Here is a 15,555-nt window from a genome sequence, read left to right as displayed (position 1 = left end):
TGAGCTATAGAGAGGAAAACCCTCCCTATAGCTCATTTTTTAATGTTTGTTTTAAAATAGCTACAGCTTCGTCGATTTCTGCTTCACTCACTGTTAATGGCGGCAATAAACGAATTACTTTTGGACCTGCCTGTACGACAAGCAAGCCCGCTTGCTCCAATTGTGTTACATAACCCGCTACATCATCCCCGCCACAGTAAATGCCAAGCATTAAGCCTTTTCCTTGAATAACAAACTTTTCATCATTTAATGCTAGCTGTAGCTTCTCTTGTAAATACGCTGATTTTTCCTGCACTTGTTGTAAAAACGCATCATTAAATACGTGTTCAACAACTGTTTGTGCAACTGCCACGGCTAATGGATTACCACCAAATGTTGTACCGTGCGTTCCAGCATTAAATGTCTCAAATAATTGTGCTGTTCCTAATATACCACCAATCGGGAAGCCACCACCTAAGCCTTTCGCCATTGATACGATATCTGGTTTCAATGCGGTTTGTTCAAAGGCAAAGCGCGTGCCTGTGCGACCGATACCTGTTTGTACTTCATCAACAATTAGTAAAATATTATGCTTGTCGCAAATTTTTTGTATCGCTTCCGCAAATTCTGGCGTCACTACATTAATTCCGCCCTCTCCTTGAATCGGCTCTAGCATAATTGCCGCTACTGTTTCATCAATTGCCGCTTCAAGTGCTGCTACATCATTAAATGGTAATGTTGTAAACTGCTCAACTAATGGACCAAAGCCATTTCGTACTTTATCCTGCCCTGTCGCGGACATCGCACCGAATGTACGCCCATGAAAGGACTGTTCAAAAACGATTATATGATGCTTGCCTGTATGCTTACGCGCCAGTTTAATCGCTGCCTCATTAGCCTCTGCCCCACTATTACAGAAAAAAGCATACGATAATGGCAAATCCTGCACTAACGTCGTAGCAAGCTTCTCTTGTCCCGCGCTTTCAAAAAGGTTGCTAATATGCCATAGCTTTTCACTTTGTTGCTGTAAAGCTTGAACAATCGCTGGATGGGCATGACCAAGCGTACAAACTGCAATACCGCTTGTAAAATCTACATAACGTTTCCCACAATCATCGTAAACAATCGTTCCTTTTCCTTCAACAATATTAATCTGCCGTCTTGCATAATTTTGAAATAATGCACTCATCCTGCAACCATCTCCTTTAAAATTGTTGTGCCCGTTAATGTATCATCTACAATTTGAACAGATGGAATGCCTGCTGCTAAACATGCTAGCGCTCCTTGCACTTTCGGAATCATCCCACCATAAATATGCTCGTCAGCAATCCACTGCCCAATTGCTGATTCTGTCACCTCTTGCTGGTACTGCCCTTCAATTCGTATTCCAGCAACATCTGTTACAAGTAATAAACTTTCTGCTTTTATAGCTAGAGCAACTTCACTTGCTACTGTATCACCGTTAATATTTAATGCCTGACCATCTACTGTTGCGCCAATACACGCAATCACTGGCACAATATTCGCTGTTAAAATAGCATCTAGGAGCTCCGTATTTACTTTTTCAATGCGCCCTACATAACCGTATGTTGCCTCATCTAAAAATGTACTTTCTAATAAATGACCATCAAAGCCATTTAGCCCAATCGCTTGTATCCCCGCTGCATTTAACTCATGCACTAGAAATGGATTTACTTGCCCAATTAATGTTGTTTTTACTAAGTCAATTGCTTCTGATGTTGTAACACGTATACCATTCAATACATGTGATGCTACATGATTGGCAGCTAATGTACGATTAATTGCTGGTCCTCCACCATGTGTAATAATGATACGATAGCCCTCTTGCTGCAATGCCTGTATTTTATGAAAAAAAGCTGTGTTTAAGCCTTCTAACGTACTACCACCCAATTTAATAACGATATTACGAGCGGTATGATGCATTGATTTGAACGTAGTCATATGTTAAATCACACCCCCAAGCAAAGCCGTGTCCGTCCCCTTGACCTAAAGAAGCGTAAATTTTCACTTCATGCTGCTTTAATATCGCAATAAGCTGTTCCTCTGAGAAAGCGATTGGCTCCCCATTTTCAACCATTGTTGTACCGCCAATTTGAATAGTAATTTTTTCAGGATCAACCGTTGCACCACTATAACCAATCGCTGCAATAATACGTCCCCAGTTGGCATCACAGCCAAAGACAGCGGTTTTTACAAGCGGCGAACCAACAACCGATTTAGCTATTTTACGGGCTTCAACATCATCGAGTGCTCCCACCACTTCAACCTCAATTAACTTTGTCGCCCCTTCACCATCTCGTGCAATTGATTTTGCTAAATCCTCTGCCACAGCCTGCAATGCAACGTAAAAATTTGCCCACTCTGGGTGTTCCGGCGTTAGCGTTTCATTATCAGCAAGACCGTTTGCCATAACAACAACCATGTCATTTGTTGATGTATCGCCATCGACTGTAATTGAATTAAATGTACACTCTGTAATTTGTGATAGCGCTTTTTGCAACTCATTTGATTGTATGTTGGCGTCTGTTGTTATAAAACCTAGCATTGTCGCCATATTTGGCTCAATCATGCCAGAGCCCTTTGCCGTACCAGAAACAACAATTTCTTTGCCATCAATCGTTGTTACATATGTTGTATTTTTCATCACCGTATCTGTTGTCAAAATTGCTTGTGCAAAATCAATGCTACTTTCTAAGTCATTATTAGGAGCTAGCATTGCAATGCCTTTTTTTACTGGCTCCATCTTCATCATTTCTCCAATGACGCCTGTGGAAGCTACCCCTACTAAGTTGGCATCAATATTTAATTTTTCTGCTGCTAATTTTTGCATCTCATATGCATCTGCTAGCCCTTGCTTTCCTGTACAAGCATTTGCATTTCCTGAATTAACAAGCAACGCCTGAATTTTTTTTGTGCCATAGACAACTTCCTTCGTTACCTTTAAAGGGGCTGCCTGCACAGCGTTTGTAGTAAAAACCGCTGCAACACTTGCTGGTACTTCGCTAACAAGTAATGCTAAATCCTTTTTCTTATGCTTTAAACCACAGTGCACACCTGCCGCTGTAAACCCCTTTGGTGATACGATATTTTTACCTGATAATTTCTTTAATTCAATAATAGCCGCCATATTTTTTCCTCCTTAAATGAATAATGGTACTGTTTGTAAGCCCATCGTTTGTGGCAAATTCATTTGTATATTCATATTTTGAATCGCTTGCCCTGCCGCACCTTTTACTAAATTATCAATAACACCGATTATTGTTGCTCTATTTGTCCGCTCATCTAATTGCACATATATATCGCAGAAATTTGAACCTTTCACACGATTTGTGCCGATGGAAGATGCTTGCTCGACTACTCGAACGAATGGGTGTTTTGCGTAAGTTGCTTGTAGACATTCTATAAGCTGTACTTGCGTAACACCAGGCTGTACAGCAGCATATGATGTCGTTAAAATGCCACGTGTCATCGGTACTAAATGTGTATTGAACGAAATTTTCGTCTCGACATTTGTAAACATCGCAATTGCTTGCTCTATTTCTGGAATATGTTGATGCTCGTTAATTTTATAAATTGAGAAATTTTCATTTGTTTCACTGTAATGGGTTGCCTGTGTAGGCTTATTTCCTGCACCAGATACACCGCTTTTTGCATCAATTACTAAAAAACTTGGATCAATCAAGTTTTCTTTTATTAGCGGCAATATCGATAATAGAACAGCTGTCGGATAACAGCCTGGGTTAGCAATTAAATGTGCTTCAGCAATTTTTTGTTCATTCCATTCTGATAAACCATATACACTTTGCTCAATCGTCTCTTGTGGCGCAGGTGTTTTTTTATACCAATGTTCAAAGCTTGCTCTATCCTTTAAACGGAAATCACCAGATAAATCGATTAATTTTGGCCCTTTGTACATTAATGGTGGAAGCAAACTACTTGTTACTCCAGATGGTGTACTTGCAAAAATAACGTCTAAGCTTTGCAAAATAGCCTCATCAATTTTTTGTAAGGGTCGGTCAGTAATCCCTGTTAAATGAGAAAATTTCGTAGAAAAAATAGCACCCTCTTCTGATGATGTGAATAATTCAATTTTCTCTATTTCCTGGTGATTATGTAAAAAGCGAATTAACTCAAGTCCCCCGTATCCTGTAGCACCAATAATTCCAACTTTCATTGCCGTCCCCCCAAATATAAGATAGCATTAGTATAGATATGTATATTTATTTAGTCAACTGAATTTTTATTTATTTTATTGGAAATTAAATTTTATTTATTTCTGGATAATAATCAATTATGCCTTATCAGATTTCCTTTAAGCTTAGACATTTAAAATCTCTGATATTTGTAAACGCTCACATCTTGATTTAGTGAGCGTTTAATGCAAAACCGGAATTCCCCTCCATTCGGTAAATGCGGCAATTTTACAACCAACACTAAACTTTCGCAACATAATATTGCTAAAGAAAATAAATTTACAGTAAATCCGTTTAGCATATTTTATAAAAAACAGGTTCATCAACGTAACTTGGGATTGATTAAAAAAATAGCATGGTGTTTTAGTTTTATTCATAGAAATAGCTAAAACTTCGTTGATTTCCGTTATGGGTGGACGCTTTCCGCAGGCACGGCTTCAACTAGAAATAGCTTTTATCAAATGAAATAGCCAAAAACACATTATTCAACAGCTAATACAGGAAACTAATAACGATACACCTATTTCATATTAAGATTCGAAATAAATTAATACTTTTATTTCTGGACAATCTACATATAGGTCTTACTTTTTTTAACAAAAAGCAGGACATATATATTGTTAACTATTAATCAAAAATCTTTCTTAGATAAGTAATTGTAAAAAGTAAATTTTTATCTGAGTGTTTTAAGTTAAATTCCTTGTTAAAAGGCTTTTTCCAGTTGATTGAAGTGAAGATGGCTCAAGTGCTCCTGCGGTTACTCGTCGCAAAGCAAAGCCTTCCTACGTGAAAAGGCATAGCGGAAAATCCATTATTTTCGGCCCCTGCCGAAAATAATTAGTTGGAGCTATGCCCCGTGGAAAGCGAGTCAATCGTAATGGAAATAAGCTGAGTTTTTAGCTTTCTATAAAAAATAAACATATTTATCTCTTTACGCAAAAATGGACTCAAAGTATACAAAAAGCAGTTGAACATCTGCTTTCTGTATACTCCCTTTTTCCTAATATCTTTTGTATAATAGAAATTAGAATAATTAGGTGGTGTATAAATGGAGCATAAAAAAACCTTTTTCAGCACTGAAATGGAAACCAGACATGGTGTTGTACATGTAGAAGGTCCTGTACATCCTGAGCAGTTAGCTCTTTACTCATTTCACGATGATTTAGTTTCATTCCGACTTGCTCACCAGCAACAAAAGGCCTTGATTCAAATCGCCTCATTGGAGGAAGGACGCATTGTCATTGTTCGAAATGGCGAGCTCGTTGTTGGCTATGTCACATATTTATATCCTGACCCTCTCGAACGTTGGGCAGAGGATAAAATTGAAAACATGATTGAGTTAGGTGCAATAGAAGTCATCCCAGATTATCGTAGTACAGGAGTAGGGAAAAAGCTGTTAGAGGTATCGTTCATGGACGATGCAATGGAAGATTATCTTGTTATTACAACTGAATATTATTGGCATTGGGATTTGAAAGGGACGGGGCTAAATGTCTGGGATTATCGCAAAATGATGGAAAGTATGATGAGTTCTGTAGGCTTTGAATATTTCGCTACAGATGATCCTGAAATTACATCACACCCGGCAAACTGCCTAATGGGACGTGTTGGAAAACGCGTCGGGGCAGAGACAATGGAGCGCTTTGATCATCTGCGTTTTAAAAGGCGCTTTATGTACTAAAACTCAAGCAAAGGGGATTGCAAAATGATTGTAGAAGAAATGATGCAAAAAAGTGTGCATACGCTGCTCCCTACTAATACAGTTGGAGAGGCTACACGCTTAATGCGTGAGCACGACATACGTCATATACCGATTGTCAATGCTCAAAATGAAGTAGTTGGGATTATAACAGAGCATGATGTTAAACATGCTTTTCTTGATGAAATGAATGAGCAAGGAAAAGCTGCAATTAAAAATACACCTTTAAATAATATTATGATTAAAAACCCAATTGTTGGCCACCCATTAGACTTAGTTGAAGAAGCTGCATTAACTTTTTATGAATCGAAAATCAGTTGTTTACCTATTGTTTCGGGTGGTAAATTAGTTGGGCTTGTTACAACAACAGATCTTTTATATACGTATATTGAATTAACTGGCGCCCATAAGCCGAGCTCTAAAATAGATATCCGTGTTTCTGATAAAGCTGGCGTACTCCATGATATATCAAAAATATTTAGGCAACATAAAGTGAATGTGTTAAGTGTACTCATCTATCCCGATACTGAAAGCGACGAAAATCGAATAGTAAGCGTCCGACTACAAATTATTAATCCATTAGCCATTATTCAAGACTTACGTGAGCAAGGCTTCAATGTTTTGTGGCCGAATGTACCAGGGATACAAGTATGAAAAATGCACTTTTTGTTTATTCGCCTGATCAGCTTGGCTACAAGTTCTCAGACACACATCCATTTAACCACAAACGATTAATTTTAACGATGGATTTACTAAAAAGTATTGGCGCTTTAAAAGATGAGGATATAATTCCTGCACGTATCGCAACAGACGAGGAAATTGCTCTTGCACATGATGAAAAATATATTGATATTGTAAAAAAAGCGGGGCATGGGGAGCTAACAGCTAAACAAGGTGAAAGCTTCGGCATCGGCACAGAGGATACACCGATTTTTCCAAATATGCACGAGGCAAGTGCGCTGCTTGTTGGTGGCACACTACAAGCTGTAGATGCAGTACTACAAGGTAAAGCACGCCATGCGCTAAATTTAGGCGGCGGGCTACACCATGGCTTTTATGGACGAGCCTCAGGTTTTTGTATTTATAATGACAGTAGTGTGGCCATTCGTTATATACAAAAAAAATACGGCTTACGTGTCTTGTATGTTGATACTGATGCACATCACGGCGATGGTGTACAATGGTCTTTTTACGATGACCCTAATGTATGCACTTTGTCTATCCATGAAACAGGACGTTATTTATTCCCTGGAACAGGAAATGTAACAGAACGTGGAAATGGACAAGGTTATGGCACATCCTTTAACTTCCCACTAGATGCATTTACAGAAGACGAAAGCTTTTTAATGATTTATGAACAAGCAATGCGTGCCGTATTTGAGCATTTTAAACCAGACGTTGTGCTAACACAAAACGGAGCAGATGCACATTATTTCGATCCATTAACACATTTATACGGTACAATGAATATTTACAAGGAAATTCCAAAGCTAGCACATAAATTAGCGCATGAATATTGTGATGGTAAATGGATTGCTGTTGGTGGGGGTGGCTATGATATTTGGCGTGTCGTTCCTCGTGCTTGGTCAATGATTTGGACAGAAATGAACGATTTACTTTGTCCAACTGGTCCATTACCTAAAAGCTGGCTGGAGCATTGGCAACTAGAGTCCCCTACCCCACTAATCCCCACATGGGAGGACCCTGTGCCTTTATATGAGCCTATTCCTCGCAAAGCTGAAATCGAGGAAAAAAATGCACAAATGCTGCAAAAAGCATTACATATCCTTAATAAATAAAAAGGCTATCTAGAGAGTGACGCACCACTTTCTAGATAGCCTTCATTTTTTATGCCTTTGTTGAATGACGAATTTCCAAATGATGCGGTAAAATAACTGTATGCTCCGCTACTTCTTCTTTATTCATGATTTTAGTTAGAAGTCGCATTGCAACGGCACCGATATCATAAAGTGGCAATACGACACTTGATAGCTGAGGACGTACCATGCGTGCTAGTTTTGAATTCTCAAAACTGATTACTTCGATATCATTTGGCACTTGCTTTCCTTCGTCTTGTGCGGCATGAATAAGGGCGATTGCCAATTCATCACTTCCTGCGAAATATGCTGTTGGAGGTGCCTCAATTGCTGCCAATTCTTCATACGCTGCAATACCAGCATCATAAGTGCTATCGCCCGCTATAATAAGCTGTTCATCTAGCTCAATATTTGCATCTTGTAACGCCTGCTTATAAGCAGCTAATTTATATGTGCCATTAATCGTATAATCTAGCGGACCTGAAACGAACGCAACACGTTTATGCCCATTCTTTAGCAAAATTTGGACAGCTTCATATGCAGCCTTATAATAATCAATATTGACTGATGCCGCCTCTTGTTCTTCATCAACAGAACCAGCTAAAACAATTGGCACTGGGGATGATTTGATGGCCTGTTGAATGCCGCTTGATACTTTGTCGCTCATCATCACGACCCCATCTACCTGCTTGCTTAACATCGTATCAAGTAATTCCAGCTCCTTGTCTTCCTTCTGGTCTGAATTCGATAAAATAATATTATAGCTATACATTGTCGCAATATCTTCGATGCCACGTGCCAACTCCGCATAAATTGTATTGGAAATATCGGGAATGATAACGCCCACTGTTGTTGTTTTTTTACTAGCCAAACCTCGTGCAACTGCATTCGGTCGATATTCTAGTCGTTCTATTACTTCTAATACTTTCTTTCTAGTGGCAGGCTTGACATTCTGGTTGCCGTTTACAACACGGGATACCGTAGCCATTGAAACATTGGCTTCACGCGCTACATCATAAATTGTTACTGTCACTATACTCGCCTCCAATCCTCTTGTCTCAACTTTTCTTATATTCCATCATATATACTTTCATTTCCAATTTCAATCAAAAGTATGAATGGCTATAAGGTGAAACTTTAATCAGCGTGGATTTGCCTCAATCCCACTGATAGTTAGTTTAACCAATTGGGCTTTTATCGGCAATGAATCCCTCACCTATCCTAATTTTTTTCTTAACCTATGTACACTTCACTCTTTATAAAGAAAATATTACTTCCCAGTTATGTGAGATAAAAAAGCCTTAAAAGCTCTAAATCTCAGCTTTTAAGGCTTACTGATTTATCATTCTTCAGCATAAAAAACTAAAAACCAATTTTTTCGCTAGAAAGCTCTGCTACAATGTATTCGCAAAACGATACTAATATCAAAATACCTTTTTACAATCTTCAAATTAAGCCTTCACTTCGTATTGTTTCATGAATTTCAACACTTCATCATAGAATGCATCAAATGTTGGAATATCCATTTGTTGTTGCTGATCTGATAGCGCGATTGATGGATCTGGATGAACCTCAGCCATTACACCATCTGCACCGATAGCAATCGCTGCCTTTGCACATGGTAATAATAAATCACGTCGACCAGTTGAGTGTGTTACGTCAACCATTACAGGTAAGTGCGTTTCTTGTTTTAAAATTGGTACAGCCGAAATATCTAATGTATTACGCGTCGCTTTTTCGTATGTACGAATACCGCGCTCACATAAAATAATATTTTGATTCCCTTTCGACATAATGTATTCAGCAGCATGAATGAATTCATCGATTGTTGCAGCTAAACCACGTTTTAATAATACTGGTTTATTAATCGCACCAGCAGCCTTTAATAATTCAAAGTTTTGCATATTGCGCGCACCGATTTGTACAACATCTACATAATCAAGCGCTACCTCTAAATCAGCTGGTGTTACGATTTCAGTAATTACTGCTAAACCGTATTCATCAGACACTTGCTTTAATATTTTTAGACCTTCTAAACCAAGTCCTTGGAAATCATAAGGAGAAGTACGTGGCTTATATGCCCCACCACGAATTAATTTTAAGCCTTTATCACGAATAGAAGCAGCAACTTGTGCAACTTGCTCATAGGATTCAACTGCACACGGACCGAATACAAATGAAGGCGCACCTGACCCTACTAGTTCGTTGTTAATATTAATAACTGTATCTTCTGATTTTTCTTTACGCGATACAAGCAGTTCTTTTTTCTTTTCTGCTTCTAATTGCTTTAACGCTGTTTTAAAAATTTGTTTAAAAATATAATCAACCGTCATTTGATTTAACGGACCATTATTATGCTCTTTAATTAAATCTAACATATGGCGTTCACGTAAAGGATCGTAACGATTCACACCTTGCTTCTCTTTAATCTTTCCTATCTCATTTACAATCTCTGCTCGCTCATTAATTAAGCGTAAAATCTCTAAGTTTAAGCTATCAATTTGACCGCGTAAACCTTCTAAATCGTGTTGACTCATTACTTATTTTCTCCTTCCTGTGTGCACATACTCTTTCAGAACGCTGAAATGTATGATACATTTTTAATTAATAATATCATTATAGACAACTTGTCTGTAAATGTCACGTATTTTTAATTTAGCGATTCAACTCGCTAAAGTTTTTCTAGTAATAACACGAAAGGAAGCGATTACAAATGACTTCAAAGTTATTTGCTTTAGATATCGGTACACGCTCTGTAGTTGGCATTATTTTGGAAGAGCGAGATCAGCATTTCCATGTCGCTGATATGATAATTAAGGAACATAAAGAGCGGGCAATGGTAGATGGCCAAATACATAATGTACTCTACGTAGCAGACCTTATAAACGAGATTAAGCAAACTTTAGAGGAAAAACATGGTCCTTTAACAAAAGTAAGCGTTGCTGCAGCAGGTCGTGCTTTAAAAACTGAACAGGCAAGCATTACGATAAATATAAAAAACCGCCCTATTTTTACTGAGGAGGATATTAGCCGCTTAGAGCTTCAAGCCGTACAGCAAGCACAGCAGCAGTTGCTACAACATAAGGAAGATACGAAGGTAAGCCACTATTATTGTGTTGGTTATTCTGTATTGTATTATAAATTAGATAATGAAGAAATTGGCAGCCTATTAGATCAGCAAGGTAACGAAGCAACAATAGAGGTCATTGCAACTTTTTTACCTCGCGTTGTTGTAGAGTCACTCTTAGCGGCATTAAAGCGTGCTGATTTAGAGATGGAGGCTTTAACGTTAGAGCCGATTGCTGCTATTAATGTACTTATCCCTTCTACGATGCGCCGTTTAAATGTTGCACTAGTTGATATCGGTGCTGGTACATCGGATATCGCCATTACTGATAAAGGAACAATTATCGCTTACGGTATGGTGCCAACTGCTGGTGATGAAATTACCGAGGCATTAAGCGACCATTACTTATTAGATTTTCCAGTTGCAGAAACGGCAAAGCGCCAGCTTCATACAGCAGAGGGAGATATACTTATTCAAGATATTCTAGGCTTTGACCAATATTTCCCGCATGAAGAGGTACTACAGGCCATTTACCCAGCCATTACATCGTTAGCAAATGCCATCGGAGCAGAGATTTTGCGCTTGAACAATCAACTTGCGCCAAAAGCAGTTATGCTTGTTGGCGGTGGTAGCTTAACACCTAATTTAACAGTTGAACTTTGCAAAGTACTGCAATTACCTGAGAACCGTGTCGCTGTGCGCGGCATTGATGCGATTCAAAATTTAACAAAAGAGCCATCCATTCCAGTAACACCAGAGTTGGTAACGCCAATCGGTATTGCAATAGCTGCTAAAAAAACACCAATTCAATATATGACAGTAACGGTCAATGAACAGGTTGTTCGATTATTTGAGTTAAAAGAAATGACAATTGCCGATGCATTTTTAGCGGCCAATATTCGTGCAAAACAGCTATATGGAAAGCCAGGTCATGCATTATCAATAACAGTAAATAATCAAGCAATCTTCATTGCTGGTGAGCATGGACAACCTGCACAAATTTTATTAAATGGGGCACCTGCTTCTACTAAGTCATCAATAAAAAATGGCGACACAATCACTCTTGTTGAAGGGCAGAATGGACAGGATGCAACTGCCGTCGTACAAGATATTGTGGACAATGCGCTTGCAAAAAATGTAACAATTAACGGAACTCTTTATATTGTAAAACCTAAAGTTTTTGTGAATGCTAAAGTAGCATCATTTGATCAAGCTTTACAAGATCGAGATACTGTAGATATCCAAATTGTAGAAACAGTAGAGGATATTTTAAAACATACAAATAATGTAGCTTTGTTAGAGCAATTGCGCTCTTATGTTGTTCACGTTGATGGACAACCGCTGTATTTACCTACATTTTCTTCAGAGTTGTTAATCAACGGTAAACCGAGCAAAATTCATTACCCTGTGCAAGATGGCGACCGACTAGCATTTACACAAAATTCTTTACCTACTGCTCAAATGTTAGCAGATCATTTAAATTTACTATTAGAAGACCGAATGCTCGTAACATTCCAAGGGGAACGCATTGAGCTTGTAAAAGTTGTACGTGAAATGACTGTAAACGGTGCCGTCTTGTCCTCACAGGCTACTGTACCAAATGGGGCTACGATTAAAGTTAACGCAATTGACCATAGCCCTTGGATTTTCCAAGATGTCTTCCGTTTCTCAAGCTGGCAGTTACCAGCACAAGCAAAAGGTGGCTTTACAATTTTAAGAAACGGCATCCCATCTTCCTTCGACACAGAAATTTTCGGTGGAGATACATTGGAGATTAAATTTACTTAATTTAAAATCGTAAAAAAATGTTTTTAATTTTTCCAAGATTACTTACATTTTTCTAAATGCTGAATATTTCAATTTATAAAGCAAAAAATTGTCCGAAGAACGGCGCGCTAGCCTGCTTTTCGGACAACTTTTATTTTATAAGCTTAAATTGATGAAGGACGTGCAATTTCAGACATATCTTCAGTAGGCACTTCTTGTTTAGCATCTTCTACAACTGTGCTAATGATTTCATCTAGTGGTTCTTCACCTTCTGAAGAAACTGTACCATCATCAAAGACAGTCGGTGTCTTTGCTGTTTTTGCCTTTACTTTATCTACTAAGTTTGTTGATTGCTCTTTTAATTGGCTTGATAACTGTACTGTTTTTTCTTTCGCTGTAGATGAAAGCTCCACACTACGATCACGTAATGATACCGCTTGCGTTGCAACTGCCCCGCGTAAATCACGCCCAGATTTCGGTGCTAATAATAAGCCTGCTGCTGCGCCTACAATGCCTCCAACCAATGCCCCTATAATAAAATCTTTCATATTCACTGTTTCCTCACCGTAAATATCTTCGTTTCTAGTCGTATACACTTGAGGTAAGTTTGTCGTTTTTTGCTCTGTCATTGTATATCAATCCTCTCATTATTTTTTGCGCTTAGCATTTACACCATCAACAGTGTAAACTGTCACATCATCTGGATTAATCGCTTTGCGCTGGCGCCATTTATCAGCAATCCCCATCGCAACATTACTCCATTGAACAACTTGGGCAATTTTTTCTTCATTTTTTGTGACTTCAGAAGAAATAGAATTTGTGATACGTTGTACAGATTCATTTAAACCACTCACTGATTCGCCTACGCCTTTCACAGCATTAACAACTGAATTTAGCTTCTCTGCCTTCTCAGTTATATCATCAGCAAGTGTATTTGTTTTTGTTAACAGCGATGTCGTTTCACGTGTGATACCTTCCATTTGCCCTTCAATACCTGCAACTGTTCCTGCAATATTGTTTAATGTTGTTTTCACTGAAAATAATGTCATACCGATACTTACACATAAGAATAAAAAACCGATTGCCGCGACTAATGCAGCGATATAAAGTACGACTACCATGAAAAATGACCTCCTATAGCTAATTATATTTCTGATTCGACAAACATTTCAAAAAATCCTGCCTATTATATGGAATCAAATTATACTTTTTGTAATAATTGTTCAAATGCTGTTTGATACTTATTGACATCACCAGCACCCATAAACAATAATACTGACCCCTCATGCTCTTTGAGCTGTTCAATTGTATCTAATTGTAGCACTTTACTGCCTTCAACTAGCTGGGCTAAAGCATCAATTGTTAATGCACCTAACTGCTCGCGTGCTGAACCAAAAATATCACATAAATATACTGTATCTGCACCTGCTAAACTATCCGCAAATTGCTGTAAAAATGTTTGAGTACGTGTAAATGTGTGCGGTTGGAACACAGCTACAATTTGCTTTTCAGGATATTTTTGTCTTGCAGCCTGCAATGTTGCAGCAATTTCAGTTGGATGATGTGCGTAATCATCTACTAATACTGTATTCCCGATAACTGTTTCTGTAAAACGTCTTTTTACACCTGTATATGTGTCTAGACGCTCTTGAATTACATCCGTTGGTATTCCTTCATAATGGCTAAGAGAAATAACTGCCAATGCATTTAATATGGCATGATCACCAAATTGCGGAATAAAGAATTTTGCATAAAATTCATTGCGTACATATACTTCAAATTCCGTTCCTTCTGTTGTCTTAACGACATTACGCGCTGCAAAATCATTTTCGGCATCAAAGCCGTAATAAACAACAGGTACTTGTGCTTGAATACGCTGTAATTGCTCATCGTCTCCACAAGCAATGATTGCTTTTTTCACTTGCATTGCTAATGATTGGAATGCATTAAACACATCTTCAACACTTGTAAAATAATCTGGGTGATCAAAATCAATATTTGTCATTACTGCATAGTCTGGATTATACGCTAAAAAATGGCGACGGTACTCACAGGCTTCCATTACGAAATATTTCGCATTTTCTGTTCCTGCACCAGTTCCATCTCCTATTAGGAAAGATGTTGGCATATAACCACCTATAACATGGCTCATCAAGCCCGTCGTAGACGTTTTACCATGCGATCCCGTAATGGCAATAGAAGTATAGCGATTACTGTAATCACCTAAAAATTTATGATAGCGAATTACTTCTACACCCATCTCACGCGCACGTATAAGCTCAGGATGATCATCAGGAAAGGCATTACCTGCAATCACTGTCATTCCTGGTTCAATATTATTTGCATTGAATGGTAAAATCGTAATTCCTCTATCACGTAATGGTTTTTCAGTAAAGTAATATGTTTCTACATCAGAGCCTTGAACTTGTTCGCCTGAATCAAAAAGAATTTGAGCTAACGGGCTCATACCGGAGCCTTTAATACCTGTAAAATGATAACGTGTCATGTTGAAACCTCCTAGGATACATTGATCCTGTTTAAAATTGAAGAAAATTTATATATCCAACTATGGTAAAACTTCAATCAATGGTAGATTCTCTTTATCTCCATTGCTTGTTTAGCTTTACCAATAGGGCTATTACAAGCAGTTAACCGCACACTTAAATTTCCTGATTCCATCTAAAAAATTGAAGTGAGAGTCTTATATCTATATCTGTCGTTTTGCTACTAATACGGTTGAATTACTGCTTGTTAATGTGAGATCAAAAATCCTAATTTATTATAGCACTAAATATGTAGAACAATAAATGAACGACTATTCTAACTTCTTTTACAATTATCCTGATTCGACAGAAAACTCCTACCTCCACATGTGGCGAGATGAATGCTTATCTAGCCCTTGATTCAATGGATGTACAAAACTCACTGAAATTCTAAGAGCGCCCCCTACACACGCACCGACTGAGTAACCAACACCGTGTTACCTCAAATGTCCTGGCGGATGTCATAGAT

At 38.2% G+C, this 15,555-nt stretch carries 13 protein-coding genes; 4 read left to right on the top strand and 9 right to left on the bottom strand.

Annotated features, from left to right (window positions below; translation table 11 throughout):
• Positions 1 to 25: 25 nt before the first annotated feature.
• Genes TY13_RS08920 through argC form a run of 4 tightly spaced genes read right to left on the bottom strand, consistent with a single transcriptional unit; the run spans position 26 to position 4,174 of the window.
• Entirely contained in the window at positions 26 to 1,168 is a 1,143-nt protein-coding gene (locus TY13_RS08920; RefSeq protein WP_042474569.1) for an acetylornithine transaminase, read from the bottom strand.
• Complete coding sequence (gene argB, locus TY13_RS08915) at positions 1,165 to 1,941, bottom strand: acetylglutamate kinase (RefSeq protein ID WP_042474568.1); 777 nt, start codon at positions 1,939 to 1,941, stop codon at positions 1,165 to 1,167. The genes TY13_RS08920 and argB overlap by 4 nt, the downstream gene beginning before the upstream one ends.
• Positions 1,904 to 3,127, bottom strand: a complete 1,224-nt coding sequence (gene argJ, locus TY13_RS08910) for a bifunctional ornithine acetyltransferase/N-acetylglutamate synthase (protein WP_042474567.1) — start codon at positions 3,125 to 3,127, stop codon at positions 1,904 to 1,906. Before argJ ends, argB begins: the two co-directional genes overlap by 38 nt.
• Positions 3,128 to 3,139: 12 nt before the next feature.
• Positions 3,140 to 4,174 carry an N-acetyl-gamma-glutamyl-phosphate reductase gene (argC, locus tag TY13_RS08905; RefSeq protein WP_042474565.1) on the bottom strand — a complete coding sequence of 345 codons (1,035 nt, stop codon included), beginning with the start codon at positions 4,172 to 4,174 and terminating at the stop codon, positions 3,140 to 3,142.
• 1,067 nt (positions 4,175 to 5,241) lie between these two features.
• Between argC and TY13_RS08900 the strand changes: the two genes are divergently transcribed.
• From TY13_RS08900 to TY13_RS08890, 3 genes are read left to right on the top strand one after another with little or no spacing between them, the layout of a single operon-like run.
• On the top strand, positions 5,242 to 5,874 hold the full coding sequence (locus TY13_RS08900; protein ID WP_042474563.1) for a GNAT family N-acetyltransferase: 633 nt from the start codon (positions 5,242 to 5,244) through the stop codon (positions 5,872 to 5,874).
• A 24-nt stretch (positions 5,875 to 5,898) separates the two neighbouring features.
• The gene (locus TY13_RS08895; protein ID WP_042474561.1) at positions 5,899 to 6,546 is read left to right on the top strand and encodes an acetoin utilization AcuB family protein; all 648 of its coding nucleotides are present in this window, start codon (positions 5,899 to 5,901) and stop codon (positions 6,544 to 6,546) included.
• Positions 6,543 to 7,691, top strand: a complete 1,149-nt coding sequence (locus TY13_RS08890; RefSeq protein WP_042474559.1) for an acetoin utilization protein AcuC — start codon at positions 6,543 to 6,545, stop codon at positions 7,689 to 7,691. The genes TY13_RS08895 and TY13_RS08890 overlap by 4 nt, the downstream gene beginning before the upstream one ends.
• Positions 7,692 to 7,740: 49 nt before the next feature.
• Here TY13_RS08890 and ccpA read toward each other — a convergent pair whose 3' ends face one another.
• Positions 7,741 to 8,742, bottom strand: a complete 1,002-nt coding sequence (gene ccpA / locus TY13_RS08885) for a catabolite control protein A (protein ID WP_042474557.1) — start codon at positions 8,740 to 8,742, stop codon at positions 7,741 to 7,743.
• Positions 8,743 to 9,160: 418 nt separating this feature from the next.
• Positions 9,161 to 10,246: a bifunctional 3-deoxy-7-phosphoheptulonate synthase/chorismate mutase gene (locus TY13_RS08880; RefSeq protein WP_042474555.1), complete on the bottom strand. Its 1,086-nt coding sequence runs from the start codon at positions 10,244 to 10,246 to the stop codon at positions 9,161 to 9,163.
• A gap of 176 nt (positions 10,247 to 10,422) precedes the next feature.
• Here TY13_RS08880 and TY13_RS08875 point away from each other — a divergent pair, with 176 nt between their 5' ends.
• The gene (locus tag TY13_RS08875; RefSeq protein ID WP_042474553.1) at positions 10,423 to 12,564 is read left to right on the top strand and encodes a cell division FtsA domain-containing protein; all 2,142 of its coding nucleotides are present in this window, start codon (positions 10,423 to 10,425) and stop codon (positions 12,562 to 12,564) included.
• 143 nt (positions 12,565 to 12,707) lie between these two features.
• On the opposite strand, the gene TY13_RS08870 is transcribed toward TY13_RS08875, so the two are convergent.
• The 3 genes from TY13_RS08870 to murC form a co-directional block, all read right to left on the bottom strand.
• Positions 12,708 to 13,172, bottom strand: a complete 465-nt coding sequence (locus TY13_RS08870) for a YtxH domain-containing protein (RefSeq protein WP_042474552.1) — start codon at positions 13,170 to 13,172, stop codon at positions 12,708 to 12,710.
• Between the two features lie 18 nt (positions 13,173 to 13,190).
• A complete protein-coding gene (locus tag TY13_RS08865) occupies positions 13,191 to 13,664 on the bottom strand; it encodes a DUF948 domain-containing protein (RefSeq protein WP_042474550.1) in 474 nt (157 codons plus the stop codon).
• An 80-nt stretch (positions 13,665 to 13,744) separates the two neighbouring features.
• Complete coding sequence (gene murC / locus TY13_RS08860; RefSeq protein WP_042474548.1) at positions 13,745 to 15,049, bottom strand: UDP-N-acetylmuramate--L-alanine ligase; 1,305 nt, start codon at positions 15,047 to 15,049, stop codon at positions 13,745 to 13,747.
• Positions 15,050 to 15,555 lie beyond the last annotated feature (506 nt).

The sequence above is a fragment of the Bacillus ndiopicus genome, from assembly GCF_000612805.1.
GTDB classification, from domain to species: Bacteria; Bacillota; Bacilli; order Bacillales_A; family Planococcaceae; genus Metasolibacillus; species Metasolibacillus ndiopicus.
The sequence above is the reverse complement of the archived record's forward strand: the minus strand, read 5'-3'. Positions and strand labels throughout refer to the sequence as shown.